General features: G+C 71.8%; 9 protein-coding genes, 1 rRNA gene and 1 pseudogene. 3 read left to right on the top strand and 8 right to left on the bottom strand.

Annotated features, from left to right (window positions below; translation table 11 throughout):
• Positions 1-90: 90 nt before the first annotated feature.
• Positions 91-1,609: ribosomal RNA gene (locus tag BS83_RS15190) — 16S ribosomal RNA — on the bottom strand.
• Between the two features lie 424 nt (positions 1,610-2,033).
• Here BS83_RS15190 and BS83_RS15195 point away from each other — a divergent pair.
• Both BS83_RS15195 and ptsP read left to right on the top strand, forming a co-directional pair.
• Entirely contained in the window at positions 2,034-2,483 is a 450-nt protein-coding gene (locus BS83_RS15195) for a PTS sugar transporter subunit IIA (RefSeq protein ID WP_037604366.1), read from the top strand.
• Between the two features lie 51 nt (positions 2,484-2,534).
• Positions 2,535-4,220 (top strand): phosphoenolpyruvate--protein phosphotransferase, encoded by a 1,686-nt coding sequence (ptsP, locus tag BS83_RS15200; protein WP_037604367.1) that lies wholly within the window; start codon positions 2,535-2,537, stop codon positions 4,218-4,220.
• Here the strand turns inward: ptsP and BS83_RS15205 are convergent.
• Complete coding sequence (locus tag BS83_RS15205; protein WP_084713522.1) at positions 4,199-5,236, bottom strand: EamA family transporter; 1,038 nt, start codon at positions 5,234-5,236, stop codon at positions 4,199-4,201. The genes ptsP and BS83_RS15205 overlap by 22 nt on opposite strands.
• Before the next feature lie 147 nt (positions 5,237-5,383).
• Between BS83_RS15205 and BS83_RS15210 the strand changes: the two are divergent.
• A pseudogene (locus tag BS83_RS15210) lies at positions 5,384-6,192 on the top strand (methyltransferase domain-containing protein).
• A gap of 24 nt (positions 6,193-6,216) precedes the next feature.
• On the opposite strand, the gene BS83_RS15215 reads toward BS83_RS15210, so the two are convergent.
• The 6 genes from BS83_RS15215 to BS83_RS15240 form a co-directional block, all read right to left on the bottom strand.
• Positions 6,217-7,248, bottom strand: a complete 1,032-nt coding sequence (locus BS83_RS15215) for a saccharopine dehydrogenase family protein (protein ID WP_037604368.1) — start codon at positions 7,246-7,248, stop codon at positions 6,217-6,219.
• Positions 7,249-7,349: 101 nt separating this feature from the next.
• Positions 7,350-9,323, bottom strand: coding sequence for an acetoacetate--CoA ligase (locus tag BS83_RS15220; protein ID WP_037604369.1), 1,974 nt, complete (start codon positions 9,321-9,323; stop codon positions 7,350-7,352).
• A gap of 108 nt (positions 9,324-9,431) precedes the next feature.
• A complete protein-coding gene (locus BS83_RS15225; protein ID WP_232248343.1) occupies positions 9,432-10,754 on the bottom strand; it encodes an adenylosuccinate synthetase in 1,323 nt (440 codons plus the stop codon).
• Positions 10,751-11,794, bottom strand: a complete 1,044-nt coding sequence (locus BS83_RS15230; RefSeq protein WP_037604370.1) for a hypothetical protein — start codon at positions 11,792-11,794, stop codon at positions 10,751-10,753. Before BS83_RS15230 ends, BS83_RS15225 begins: the two co-directional genes overlap by 4 nt.
• 98 nt (positions 11,795-11,892) lie before the next feature.
• Positions 11,893-12,969, bottom strand: coding sequence for a protein kinase family protein (locus tag BS83_RS15235; protein WP_051943083.1), 1,077 nt, complete (start codon positions 12,967-12,969; stop codon positions 11,893-11,895).
• Positions 12,966-13,802, bottom strand: coding sequence for an NUDIX hydrolase (locus BS83_RS15240; protein ID WP_037604371.1), 837 nt, complete (start codon positions 13,800-13,802; stop codon positions 12,966-12,968). Before BS83_RS15240 ends, BS83_RS15235 begins: the two co-directional genes overlap by 4 nt.
• Positions 13,803-13,908: the final 106 nt, after the last annotated feature.

The raw sequence follows: 13,908 nt of genomic DNA on the forward strand, positions 1-13,908 counted from the left end.
TTGCCTTCATCTCGCGTGCCGAATAGTCAACGTTCCACCCATGAGCAACCGTGCGAGACATGCGCTCGCAAGCGGCTATGTGCTCCTTAGAAAGGAGGTGATCCAGCCGCACCTTCCGGTACGGCTACCTTGTTACGACTTCGTCCCAATCGCTGGTCCCACCTTCGACAGCTCCCTCCCACAAGGGGTTAGGCCACCGGCTTCGGGTGTTACCGACTTTCGTGACGTGACGGGCGGTGTGTACAAGGCCCGGGAACGTATTCACCGCAGCAATGCTGATCTGCGATTACTAGCAACTCCGACTTCATGGGGTCGAGTTGCAGACCCCAATCCGAACTGAGACCGGCTTTTTGAGATTCGCTCCGCCTCACGGCATCGCAGCTCTTTGTACCGGCCATTGTAGCACGTGTGCAGCCCAAGACATAAGGGGCATGATGATTTGACGTCATCCCCACCTTCCTCCGAGTTGACCCCGGCAGTCTCCTGTGAGTCCCCGGCATAACCCGCTGGCAACACAGAACGAGGGTTGCGCTCGTTGCGGGACTTAACCCAACATCTCACGACACGAGCTGACGACAACCATGCACCACCTGTACACCGACCACAAGGGGGCGCCCATCTCTGGACGTTTCCGGTGTATGTCAAGCCTTGGTAAGGTTCTTCGCGTTGCGTCGAATTAAGCCACATGCTCCGCTGCTTGTGCGGGCCCCCGTCAATTCCTTTGAGTTTTAGCCTTGCGGCCGTACTCCCCAGGCGGGGCACTTAATGCGTTAGCTGCGGCGCGGACCACGTGGAATGTGACCCACACCTAGTGCCCAACGTTTACGGCGTGGACTACCAGGGTATCTAATCCTGTTCGCTCCCCACGCTTTCGCTCCTCAGCGTCAGTAATGGCCCAGAGATCCGCCTTCGCCACCGGTGTTCCTCCTGATATCTGCGCATTTCACCGCTACACCAGGAATTCCGATCTCCCCTACCACACTCTAGCCTGCCCGTATCGAATGCAGACCCGGGGTTAAGCCCCGGGCTTTCACATCCGACGCGACAAGCCGCCTACGAGCTCTTTACGCCCAATAATTCCGGACAACGCTCGCACCCTACGTATTACCGCGGCTGCTGGCACGTAGTTAGCCGGTGCTTCTTCTGCAGGTACCGTCACTTGCGCTTCTTCCCTGCTGAAAGAGGTTTACAACCCGAAGGCCTTCATCCCTCACGCGGCGTCGCTGCATCAGGCTTGCGCCCATTGTGCAATATTCCCCACTGCTGCCTCCCGTAGGAGTCTGGGCCGTGTCTCAGTCCCAGTGTGGCCGGTCGCCCTCTCAGGCCGGCTACCCGTCGTCGCCTTGGTAGGCCATCACCCCACCAACAAGCTGATAGGCCGCGGGCTCATCCTGCACCGCCGGAGCTTTCCACCCCGGAGCATGCGCTCCAGGGTCGTATCCGGTATTAGACCTCGTTTCCAAGGCTTGTCCCAGAGTGCAGGGCAGATTGCCCACGTGTTACTCACCCGTTCGCCACTGATCCACCCCGAAGGGCTTCACCGTTCGACTTGCATGTGTTAAGCACGCCGCCAGCGTTCGTCCTGAGCCAGGATCAAACTCTCCGTGAATGCTTTACATTCGCGTAGAGCGGTGCAGCACCTGCCGGAATGAGCAGGTCAGCACACAGCGTCCTCGCTGAAAATTTGTTCTCAAAAGTAACTGGCGTTGACTTTTGGCACGCTGTTGAGTTCTCAAGGAACGGGGCGCTTTCCGCGCCGTCTTCCGTGTTTTCGTCCCGGTCGGCGCCGGGCACAAGGAAGAAGTTACATGGCCCGCTGCGGGCGAGCAAATCGGCGCAGGTCACCCGAATGACGTAGAGTCTCATCAAGCGCGCAGTGGTCTAGACCTCTCGCGCGCGACCACCCGCTGCGAGGCACAGACTCGGGACCTTCGTACCCAAGTGTCCGTAGTTGCCATGATTTAGGCTGACTTCGACGTGCCGGCCCCACAGGCCGCGCGCCCTGGGTTCCGCCACTTAGGAGGCTCAAGACCATGACGACCGTGACGTCCCCCCTGGCCGGCGAGGCCATCGGGCTCGCGAACGTGCCCGACCCCGTCTTCTCCGGCGCCATGGTCGGGCCGGGCACCGCGATCAAGCCGGCGGCCGGTCCCGGCGCTGCGGTCTCGCCCGTCGACGGAACCATCGTCTCCATGCACCCGCACGCGTTCGTCGTCCTCGACGACCAGGGGCACGGCGTCCTCACCCACCTGGGCATCGACACCGTTCAGCTCAACGGCGAGGGCTTCGAACTGCTGGTGGAGAAGGGGGACACGGTCAAGCGCGGTCAGCCCGTGATCAGGTGGAACCCGACCGCGGTCGAGGCGGCAGGGAAGTCGTCCATCTGTCCGGTCGTCGCCCTGGAGGGCACGCCCGAGCAACTGTCGGAGGTCAGGGACAACGGGGCGGTCGCCGCCGGCGACGCGCTCTTCACCTGGCAGTAGTTCAGCGATACACCAGACGTTCGACGGCGACTCAAAGCGGAGACCGGTGAGATGACAGAGACCCTGCAGGGCGTGGGCGTCAGCCACGGCGTGGCGATCGGACAGGTGCGGCACATGGGCACCGCGGTGCTGGAGCCGGAGGCCAAGCAGATCCCCACCGGGGACGCCCCGCGCGAGCAGGCTCGGGCCAGGCAGGCGGTCGACGCCGTGGCCGCCGATCTCCAGGCGCGCGGGAACCTCGCCGGCGGCGAGGCGCAGGCCGTGCTCGAGGCCCAGGCGCTAATGGCGCAGGACCCCGAGCTGATGGCGGACGTCGAGCGGCGGATCGCCGTGGGCAGCAGCGCGGCGCGCGCCGTATACGACGCGTTCGCGGCCTACCGCGCGCTGCTCGCCGCGGCGGGCGACTACCTGGCGGGCCGGGTCGCCGACCTGGACGACGTGCGGAACCGGATCGTCGCCCGGCTGATGGGCGTGCCGATGCCGGGCGTCCCCGACAGCGACGAGCCCTACGTGCTCTTCGCCCGGGATCTGGCGCCCGCCGACACGGCGCTGCTCGACCCGACGCTGGTGCTCGGCTTCGTGACCGAGGAGGGCGGGCCGACCAGCCACAGTGCCATCCTCGCCCGCGCGCTCGGCGTCCCTGCGGTCGTCGCGATGCCTGACGCCACCCGGATGGCCGAGGGCGTCGTCGTCGCCGTCGACGGCAGCACCGGCGAGGTCATCATCTCCCCCTCCGTGGAGACGCAGGAGCAGCTGCGCGCCGAGGCGGCGGAGCGGAAGGCGGCGCTGGCGGCCTCGTCCGGTCCGGGGCAGACCTCGGACGGGCACCGGGTGCCGCTGCTGGCCAATGTCGGCGGTCCTGCGGACGTGCCCGCGGCGGTCGAGGCGGGGGCCGAGGGTGTCGGTCTCTTCCGTACCGAGTTCCTGTTCTTCGAAAAGCACAGCCTCGACGACTCGAAGAAGGCGCCGTCCGAGGACGCGCAGGTCGAGGCGTACCGCAAGGTGCTGGAGGCCTTCCCCGAGGGTCGCGTGGTGGTGCGCGTGCTGGACGCGGGGGCCGACAAGCCGCTGGAGTTCCTCACTCCGGCGGACGAGCCGAATCCGGCGCTGGGCGTGCGGGGTCTGCGGTCGCTGCTGGAACATCCCGAGGTGCTGCGGACCCAGTTGCGCGCGCTGGCCCGTGCGTCCGAGGGGCTGCCGGTCTATCTGGAGGTCATGGCCCCGATGGTGGCCGACCGCCAGGACGCGAAGGCGTTCGCGGACGCGTGCCGTGAGGCGGGTCTGCGGGCGAAGTTCGGCGCGATGGTGGAGATCCCCTCCGCCGCGCTGCGGGCCAGGTCGATCCTCCAGGAGGTCGAGTTCCTGTCGCTGGGCACCAACGACCTGGCGCAGTACACCTTCGCGGCGGACCGCCAGGTGGGCGCGGTGGCGCGGCTGCAGGACCCGTGGCAGCCGGCCTTGCTGGACCTGATCGCGATGTCGGCCGAGGCGGCGAGGGCGACGGGCAAGAGCTGCGGTGTCTGCGGCGAGGCGGCGTCCGACCCGGTGCTGGCGTGCGTGCTGACGGGTCTCGGCGTGACCAGCCTGTCCATGGGCGCGGCGTCGATCCCCTATGTGCGGTCGAAGCTGTCGAAGGTGACGCTGGCGCAGTGCGAGCGCGCGGCGGCCGCGGCGCGCGCCACCGACAACGCGGCGGACGCGCGGGCGGCGGCGAATCAGGTCCTGTCCGGCGAGTGATCGGCGCGCGTGGTCAGCGGGCCCTCGTCCTTCGGGACGGGGGCCCGCTTCGTTGCGGACTCGGTGCTCACCACCACGAAGACTCCGGCGACGACGACGGCCCCGCCGACCGCGATGGACCAGGTGACGGGTTCGGAGAGGATCAGCCAGCCGAGGGCGACGGCGACGACGGGGTTGACGTAGGCGTAGGTGGCGACGAGGGAGAGCGGGGCCTTCTGCAGCAGCCAGGCGAAAGCGCTGAAGGCGACCAGGGAGCCGAAGACGACGAGGTAGGCCAGGGCGAGCCAGGAGTGGACGCTGACCGCGCCCGGGTTCAGGTGCTCGCCGCGGAACAGGCCGATGCCGAGGTCGCCGAGGCCGCCCGCGATCATCTCGTAGGCGCTGGCGGTGAAGGGGTTGGCGGGCATCGGCAGCCGTGAGGAGAGGAAGGAGCCGACGGACCAGAGCAGCGCGGCGGCGAGCACGGCGACGACGCCAGCGAACTGGACCGTCCCCGAGCTGCCGGGCAGCGTGAGCACCACGAGCCCGGCGAAGCCGAGCAACACGCCGGCGAAGGTCGCGGTGCGGGGCCGGTCGCCGAAGAGGGCGCGCAGCACGATGACCCAGAGGGGGACGCTGGCGACGAGCAGGGCGGCCAGGCCGGAGGGGATCCGGGTCTCGGCGAGGACGACGAGGCCGTTTCCGCCGACCAGGAGCAGCAGGCCGACCAGGACGGCAGAGGCGAGTCTGCGCCGGTCGACGCGCAGGGCGTCCGGGCCGAAGCGCCAGGCGACGATGCCGACGAGGAGCAGGCCCGCGGTGACGAAGCGGAGGGCGGCGGAGAGGAACGGGGGCATCGTCTCGACCACGATGCGGATGGCGAGGTAGGTCGAGCCCCAGACCACGTACACGATGGTCAGTGCGGTCCACAGGAGCGTCTGCGGGCTTCGGGCGGTCGCGGCGGCGGGGCCGGCCGGGGTCTCCGGGGCGTCCGGGGCGGAGCTGCCGGTCGTGACCGGGACCGCGCGACGTGTCATGGGTGTCCCTCTCTTACGTGCCTGTACAGCCATCCTTCCGCACCCGGCACTCGGGACGCCAGATGGAGAACGCAACCGTCTTGGATGATGGGACGAGGTTTCTCAAGGAACGAGACATGATCTAACGTCAGCGGCAGGGAGGCTGACATGACCGATCATCAGAACCACTACACCCACGGATTCCACGCTTCGGTACTGCGCTCGCACCGGTGGCGGACGGTGGAGAACTCCGCCGCGTACCTGCTGCCGGAGCTGAAGCCGGGCCAGGACGTGCTGGACGTCGGCTGCGGGCCGGGGACGATCACGGCGGGGCTGGCCGAACGCGTGGGGCCGGGCGGGTGACGGCCGTGGACCGTTCGGCCGAGGTGCTGGCCGAGGCGGCGGCCGCGGTGCCGGAGGCGGCCGGCGTGCGCTTCGAGACGGCGGACGTGCACGCGCTGCCGTTCCCGGACGACTCGTTCGACGTCGTGCACGCGCACCAGGTGCTGCAACACGTGGCGGACCCGGTCCAGGCGCTGCGCGAGATGCGCCGCGTCTGCCGGCCGGGCGGTGTGGTGGCCGCGCGCGACTCGGACTACGCGGGCTTCGTCTGGTTCCCGCTACTGCCGGAGCTGGACGAGTGGAACGCGCTGTACCACCGGGTCGCGCGCGCCAACCACGGCGAACCCGACGCGGGCCGGATGCTGCGCGCCTGGGCCCTGGACGCCGGCTTCGCCGACGGTCGGATCGAGGCGGGCTCGTCCACCTGGTGCTTCGCCGACCAGGAGGACCGCGCGTGGTGGGGCGGGATGTGGGCGGAGCGCATCCTCTCCTCCGGCATCGCCGAACAGGCGGTGGCGGAGGGCTTCGCCACCCGCGCGGACCTGGAGCGGATCAGCGCGGGGTGGCGGAGCTGGGCGGCCGACGGCCGTGGCTGGCTGAGCGTCCTGCACGGCGAGGTGCTGTGCCGGGCCTGACCGGCCGCCGACCTCGGGCCGCCGCTACCGGGTGACCTCGAAGGACAGGTGCGCGGACAGGGCGCCGAGGAAGTCGCCGGCGTCGAAGATCTCGCCGGCGGAGGCGACGCCGACCGTCCTGGTCCGTCCGTCGAGGATGCGGGCCACCGCCTCGACCGCGAGCGGCGCGCTGACGGCGTAGATGTCCTGGCCCCTGGCCACCGCCCGCCGCTCGACGCCGCCGGAGCGGACCAGGACGTCGACGAGGTAGGTCTGCGCGGACCGGCCGGCCGCGTCGACCGCCGTCGGCGCGGGCGTGTCGGGGGCGGAGAGATCCCTGGCCGCCTCGACCGTCATGTAGCAGCGCAGCTCGGGGACGGAGAAGTGGTGCGGGATGGTGACGGCGTCGGCCATGGTGAAGTCGCCGACGACGGCCCGCTCCCCCATCGGCGCGGGGAAGGTCCACCGCAGGGCGGGCAGTTCGTCCGTGTGGTACCGCAGCTCCCCGCCGCTGTGGCGGACGCGCCGGCCTGCGCGCCGGTCGTGGGAGACCTTGCCCGCGGCGCGGGTGCCCTCGGTGGGGTGCCAGCTGTTCAGACCGTAGGCGACGTGCACCTCGTCGGCCGCGGTCCAGTCGCCCATCGCCGCGGTGGCCAGCAGGTCGCCGAGTCCGCCGTAGAAGGCCATCGCGGGAACGACGGCCACCCCGGCGACGCGGGCGCGGTCCGCGAACTTCGTGAAGGTGTCGACGTTGGCCTCGATCTCGGCGGCCACGTCGACGTACGGGACGCCGGCCCGCAGCGCCGCCTCGATGACCGGGCCGGCCGTCGCGGCGAACGGGCCGGCGCAGTTGATCACGGCGGCCGCGCCGGCCAGGGCGCGGTCGAGCGAGGCCGGGTCGTCGACCGAGGCGGGGCGGACCGCCGGCTCGGGGTCGGTCGCCGCCAGCGCCTTGAGCTTCTCCGGGTCGCGGCCGGAGAGCACGGGCAGGAACCCGCGCTCCCTCAGCTCCGCGACCACGAAGCGTCCGGTGTGCCCGTACGCGCCGAAGACCGTCACCGTCTGTGCCGTACTCATGAGTTGCTCCCCCGCATCCCGCATGCGTCGTACCCGGATGATCGACTTCGGTCATCCTGGCAGGGCTGACGCCCCGACACCAGGGCGACGCGGGAGAGCGGTCAGCGCCGGTACTGCTCGAAGGCCCGCAGCGCCTCGGGGTCGTCGATCGAGCCGGGGTTCACCGCCTTCGCCAGCGGGGTGCCGGCCAGGATCCGCTTGACCGGCACCTCGATGCGCTTGCCGGTCAGCGTGTGAGGCAGCGCCGGCACGGCGATGACCTCGTCGGGCACGTGGCGCGGCGACAACTGCGTGCGCAGGGCGTCGCGGACGGCCGCCCGCAGCTCGTCGTCGAGCTCGGCGCCCTCGGCCAGCACCACGAACAGCGGCATCCAGTAGCCGCCCTCGGGCTCCTCCAGGCCGATGACCAGGGACTCCTTGATCTGCGGCAGCCGCTCGACGACCTCGTAGATGTCGGCGGAGCCCATCCGGACGCCCTGGCGGTTGAGCGTGGAGTCGGAGCGGCCGTGGATGACGACGGAGCCGCGCTCGGTGACCGTGATCCAGTCCCCGTGACGCCAGACGCCGGGGAACATCTCGAAGTAGCTCTCCCGGTACCTGGCGTCCTCGGGGTCGTTCCAGAAGCGGATCGGCATGGAGGGGATCGGCTTGGTGACGACCAGTTCGCCGACCTCGTCGACGACCGGCTTGCCGCTCGCGTCCCAGGCCTCGACGGCCGCGGCCAGGCTCGGGGCCTGGATCTCGCCGAGGTGCACCGGCAGGGTCGGGACACCGCCGACGAAGCAGCTGCACACGTCGGTGCCGCCGCTGACGGAGGCCAGCCAGACGTCGGGGCTGATCTCGTCGTAGATCCAGCGGAAGCCGTCGGGCGGCAGCGGCGAACCGGTCGTGCCGATGGCGCGCAGCCGGGAGAGGTCGAGGTCGCGGCCCGGGTGCACCTCGGCCTTCTTGCAGGCCATGACGTAGGCCGCGGAGGTGCCGTAGACGGTGACGCCGGCCTCGGCGGCGATGCGCCACTGAGCGTCGGCCGCCGGGTAGCCGGGGCTGCCGTCGTAGGTGACGATGCTCGCGCCCACCAGCAGGCCGGCGAGCAGGAAGTTCCACATCATCCAGCCGGTGGAGGTGTACCAGAAGAACCGGTCGCCGGGGCCGAGGTCGAGGTGGAGTCCGGCCTGCTTGAGGTGCTCGACGGTGATGCCGCCGTGGCTCTGCACGATGGCCTTGGGCAGGCCGGTGGTGCCGGAGGAGTAGAGCACCCACAGGGGGTGGTCGAAGGGCAGCTGCTCGAAGACCGGCACGGCGGGCGCGGCCGTCAGCGCCTCCCACTCCAGCGCCCCCTCGGGGGCCTCGCTGCCGAGCAGCGGGATGTGGACGACATGGCGCAGCGTCGGCAGCTCGCGGCGCAGTTCGGCGACGACCTCGGCCCGGTCGTGCTGCTTGCCGCCGTAGCGGTAGCCGTCGACGGCGAAGAGCAGCACCGGCTCGATCTGCTGGAAGCGGTCCAGCACGCTGCGCGCGCCGAAATCGGGCGCGCAGGAGGTCCAGATCGCGCCGACGGCGGCGGTGGCCAGCAGCGCGACGGCGGCCTGGGGCACGTTGGGCAGGTAGGCGCTGACGCGGTCGCCGGGGCCGACGCCGAGGCGGCGCAGCTCGGCCGCGAGGGAGCCGACCTGGCGGCGCAGCTCGGACCAGGTGGTGACGCGGGGGGTGGGGCTGCTCTCGTCGACGTGCAGGATGGCCGGGGTGTCGGCGTTCTGCGGGTCCTCGCCGTGCCGCAGCACGTGCTGGGCGTAGTTGAGCCGCGCGCCGGGGAACCAGCTCGCGCCGGGCATCGAGGCGTCCGCGAGGACCGCGGTCGGCGGGGTGGAGAAGCGCACGTCGTACCACTGGGTCAGGGCCGACCAGAAGTCGTCCAGGTGCTCGACGGACCAGCGGTGGAAAGGGGCGTACTCGCCCGCGACGGCCTTGGGCGCGCCGTAGTACTCGGCGGCGAAGCGCTGGAAGGCGGCGAGCCGGGAGGCGGCGGCCCGCTCGGGGTCGGGCGTCCACAGGGGTGCGGTCTGTTCGCTGCTCATGCGCGGTGCTGGCCTCCGGTTCAGGCGCACCCGCACGTCGATGGGCGGGTGGGAACGCCTGTGCAGAATCTGCCACGAATCCGGGGGGACGCGCCAGAGAGAGCTCTTTCACTTCGGGAGCGATCCGGCGGTCGCGCACCCCCGGCGGCGGGGCGAGCGGCGGCGCCACGAGGCCTGGCCGGTGCGTGGGCCGTTCGAGGTGAGCAGCACGGGCACGCCGAGGGCGTCGCCGACGGCCTCGGGCCAGCAGCCCGGGCGGTGCAGAGTGGCGGGGCGGGCGCGCAGCAGGTGGGCGGTGAGGCGCTGCTGCCGGTCGAGGTCGCCGGGCAGTCCGACGGAGAGGTCGCGGACCGTGCCGCCCTCCAGCGTGTACGAGTCGCACAGGCTCAGCCGTGCGGAGCGTGCGGGGGCGTCGAGGTGGGTGACGGCCAGCGCATCGGCGCCGCCCGCGGCGGCCAGCGCGTAGCGGTGGGCGACGGCGTCGAAGTGGCCCCGGCGGAAGGCGCCCTGCCAACGGCCGGCCGCGTTGTGCGGCTCGGGCAGCTCCGCGTCGAGCGCGGGGTCCTCGGTGACCAGCGGGCCGGGGCCGTGCCGGGTGGTGCAGGTGCGGACGACGCCGAGGCGGAGGGCGTCGCCCGCGATGTCCGCTCCCGCCTCGGTCAGCAGGGCGTCGGCGTTGGCGAAGGTGGTGGTGGACCAGGTGGTGTAGGGGTGGAAGCCGTACCACTCGTCCAGCAGCACGCCCTGCGCGCCCTCGAGGACGACCCGCTCCCGGCGGAGCAGGTCCGGCAGGTGGGTCTCGTCGGTGAGGCGGACCCGCTCGGCGAAGGCGCTGAACGCGACCGCGCAGTCCGCCAGGGGCGGGCCGAACTCCCCGGCCACGCCCAGCTGTTCGGCCAGCCGTTCGCGCAGCCGCCGGAGCCGGTGGTGCAGCCGCTCCGGCTCGGCGCAGTCCCCGGCGACGGGCGCCTCCTCGGGGTGCGCGAGCGCGTACGCGGCGGTCTCGCCGATGCCCATGCCGCAGGAGCCGTGGCGTCCGGCTCCGCGGGCCTGTTCGCGCAGGCGGTTGGCGAGGGCGTGGTACGGGGTGGTGAGCAGGGCGCGGCGGTCGACGGTGAGGGCGCCGAGCGGATCGGGGACGCCCAGCGAGGCCAGGTGGCGGGCCTCGGCCGCGAGCGCGAGCGGGTCGACCAGCACGAAGCGGGACAGGTGGGTCCGCACGCCCGGTACCAGGCCGCCGGAGCCGAACTGGGCGAAGGTGTGGTGCCTGCCGTCGTCGGTCACCACGTTGTGGGCCGCCTGCGCCCCGCCGTTGAAGCGCACGACGGTGTGTGCGCCCATGGCGCGGCACAGGCGGTCCACGGTGGCGCCCTTGCCGGCGTCGCCGAACCCGAGGTCGACGACGACGGCGTGGCGCTGTTCGATCGTCACAGCCGGGTGTTCCCCTGGCGACCGCCTCCGCCGTCGGTCCGGTCCGTGCCGTCGCTGCGGTCGCCCTGAGCCGCCCGGCTCTGGGAGCCGAGCAGCGAGACGCCGGAGACGGCGGTCTCGCCGCCGCGGCGGGCGACCTCCGCCAGGGCGCGGCCCACGCTGTCCCCGGCGCGGGAGCCGACGTCGGCGAGGTCGGCGAGGCCTTCGTCCAGGTCGATGGCCTCCTCGCCGAGCCCGATCGTGAGCGCGATGGTCTCGCACACCGCGTCCAGGTCGTCGAGTTCGATGACGTTCTGGTGGAGCAGCGACCGCCAGCGGCCGAGGACCTCGGGGTTGCCCGCGTAGGACGCTCCCGCGGGCAGGATGTAGTAGACGTGCCAGCGGCGCTGCAGCTCCGGCAGCAGCGCGGCGAGCGGCAGGTCCTCGGGGATCCGTTCGCCGAGGACCTCGCCGACCTCGCGTGCCTTGACCTTGCCGTAGGGCAGCTCGTCGCCGATGAGGAAGAGGTAGCCGCGGCGGCCGCGCTTCTCGAAGCAGTCGGTGGCGGTGTGCCGGGCGATGGCGTACATGGCCAGCTCGTAGGACTCGTGCATCTGTCCTCCGCCACCGCCCTCGAGGAAGATGTTGCCGAGGTTGTCGTCCATCCGGTTGTCCGACTCGAACTGCCCCAGCTGGAGCGGGACCCGGTCGCAGGTGGCGTCGCCGACCGCGCCGAAGAGGATCTGCGGGTCGCGGGTGTAACCCTTGCGGAGCAACAGCCCGAAGAGTTCCGGCAGCTTGGTCTGCAGGACGCGCGGAACGGTGCCCATCGAACCGGTGACGTCGAACAGCACGGCGACGGCGAGCGAGTCGGGGTGTTCGACGCTGTCCCTGCTCTCACGCACGGTGAGGCCGAGCGGGTCCAGGCTCGGGTGGGCCCGCCAGGTGTGCCGGGCGCCGCGCCGGGCGCGGTCGCTGTAGTCGAACGCGCCGAGGCCGCTGGCGGCGCGGTAGTCGGCGGCTGCCGTGTAGACGTCGGTGTCCCAGCGTCCGCTTCCCATGGTGGTTCCCCCAGATGTCGTCGTTCGGTCGGAGCGGTCGGGCGGTCGGGCCGTCGTGCGCGGACGGCCGGCCGGATGGGAGGCCGCCGGACGGCGGGTCAGGCGACGGGCAGGTGCAGGGCCCGGAAGGTGCGCGGTCCGTACAGGTGCGCCAGCAGCTGGTCGAGTTCGCCCAGCAGCTTCCAGGCGTCGTGCGGGCGGCGCGGTTCGGCGGGCAGCATGCAGCCGGCCAGGAAGGCGCGCATCTCGCGCGGGGCGCGTCCGCCCATCAGTTCGGCGATGCAGTGGCTGGCCAGGTGGATGTCGGTGGCCTCGGTGACCGGCCGCCGGTCGGCGACCTCGGGCGGATAACGGTGCCGGTGCCGCTCGACCAGGGCCGGGGCGGGTGTGCGCGGGCCCGTGGTGGCGTAGCACCAGTCGACCAGGACCAGGCCGTGCTCCTCGAGTTGGACCAGGATGTGCTCGGGCAGCACCGCGCCGTGCCGTACCCCGGTGCGGTGCGCGTGGCCGAGGGCGACCAGCAGCCTGCGCCAGATCCAGGCGGCGTCGCGCGGGTCGAGCCCGGCCGGGAAGGCGGCGCGCAGTTCGGCGAGGGTGGTGAAGCCGTCGAGCCGCAGCAGCGCGTTGACGCGGCGCGGCGCGCCGGCCGGGTCGCTCGCGTCGGCGTGCCGGAAGCTCTCCAGCAGCGTGGGCACGTAGGGGCGGAAGCGCGGGTCCCCGTGCCGGGCGAGCCAGCCGAGTGCGTGGGCCTCGCGTTCCATCAGGTCGTTGTCAGCGGCGATCCGGGAGATCTTGAGGACGGCGTCGAGTTCGTGGCCGCCGTCGCGCGGGCGGGCGCGGGCGGCGCGCAGCACCGCGACGTCCCCGGTGCCGATCAGCTCGCCGATCCGGTAGCGGTGCCGACGGGTCGTCAGCAGGTCGGCGGGCTGGGCCTGCTGGGCGGCCCTGAGCCGGTTGAGCGCGGCGCAGGCGGCGGTCGCCTCGGCGCGGTGCCCGAGCGGTGCCGTGTCCGGGTGCAGCAGCCGGGCCAGGCGCCGGTACCGCCGGGCGGCGGTGGCGGCGTCGGTCGGATAGCCGCCGAAGAGGTCGTCCGGGCCGCGGGCGGTGGCGAGGGCGGCCAGCGCCTCCTCGTAGGTGCGCGGACGCGCGGGCCGGTCCTGGGCGGGGTCGGTCACCGGATTCCCTCCTCGCGGTCGGGGCGCAGCAGCGCCGGGTGGAGCAGCCGCGCGTCGCCCGCGCGGTAGACCTTGGCGCGCGGTCCCCCGCGGGCGTTGCCGCGCTCGGCGGTCTCGCCGGTGCTCTCGACGAAGCCGGGGACGGAGAGCACCTTGCGGTGGAAGTTGCCGGGGTGGAGCTTCTCGCCCCAGATCTCCTCGTAGACGCCGCGCAGTTCCGGGATGGTGAACTCCGACGCGAGGAAAGCGGTGGCCAGCGGCGTGTACTCGACCTTGGCGCGGGCGCGCTCCAGCGCGTCGGCGAGGATCGCGGCGTGGTCGAAGGCCAGCCCACGTCCGGCGAGCGGGGCGCTGCGAGGTTCCCGGTCACCGGTCCCACCCCCGTGAGGACCGGCGACCGGAGTCCAGACGGCGCGGGCGGCGTCGCCGCCGGCGCGCGGGTCGGGAAGGTCGGGTGCGAAGGCCAGGTAGGCCACCGAGACGACGTGCATGCGCGGGTCCCGCCCGGGCGCGCCGTAGGAGCCGAGCTGCTCCAGGTGCACCCGCTCCAGGGCCTCCCCGGTGAGTCCGGTCTCCTCGGCCAGCTCCCGGGCGGCGGCAGTGTCGAGATCCTCCTCGCCCGCCTTGACGAACCCGCCGGGCAGTGCCCAGCAGCCCTGGAAGGGCGGCTCGGCCCGCTCCACCAGCAGCACGTTGAGCCTGCCCTGACGCATGGTCAGCGCGATGATGTCGACGGTGAGCGCGATCGGCGGAAAGGCGCGCGGGTCGTAGTCCCTGAGCCACGCGGCCTCGCCCTCGCGGGAGGTGTCGGATGCGGCCGGCTGCGGACTCATCGGGGCTCCAGTTGTTCTCTCAGTGAGTATTTCTCGATCTGAGAACAACGTAGCGTGCAGGGCACGGCTGCGCCAGCCCCCGTGCGGCGTTTTCCACCCGGGGCCG

The organism is Streptacidiphilus rugosus AM-16, from assembly GCF_000744655.1.
GTDB classification, from domain to species: domain Bacteria; phylum Actinomycetota; class Actinomycetes; order Streptomycetales; family Streptomycetaceae; genus Streptacidiphilus; species Streptacidiphilus rugosus.

Coding starts and splice junctions, on each gene's coding strand:
- BS83_RS15195 (WP_037604366.1), top strand. CDS start 2,034: ATGACGACCGTGACGTCCCCCCTGGCCGGCGAGGCCATCGGGCTCGCG.
- ptsP (WP_037604367.1), top strand. CDS start 2,535: ATGACAGAGACCCTGCAGGGCGTGGGCGTCAGCCACGGCGTGGCGATC.
- BS83_RS15205 (WP_084713522.1), bottom strand. CDS start 5,236: ATGACACGTCGCGCGGTCCCGGTCACGACCGGCAGCTCCGCCCCGGAC.
- BS83_RS15215 (WP_037604368.1), bottom strand. CDS start 7,248: ATGAGTACGGCACAGACGGTGACGGTCTTCGGCGCGTACGGGCACACC.
- BS83_RS15220 (WP_037604369.1), bottom strand. CDS start 9,323: ATGAGCAGCGAACAGACCGCACCCCTGTGGACGCCCGACCCCGAGCGG.
- BS83_RS15230 (WP_037604370.1), bottom strand. CDS start 11,794: ATGGGAAGCGGACGCTGGGACACCGACGTCTACACGGCAGCCGCCGAC.
- BS83_RS15240 (WP_037604371.1), bottom strand. CDS start 13,802: ATGAGTCCGCAGCCGGCCGCATCCGACACCTCCCGCGAGGGCGAGGCC.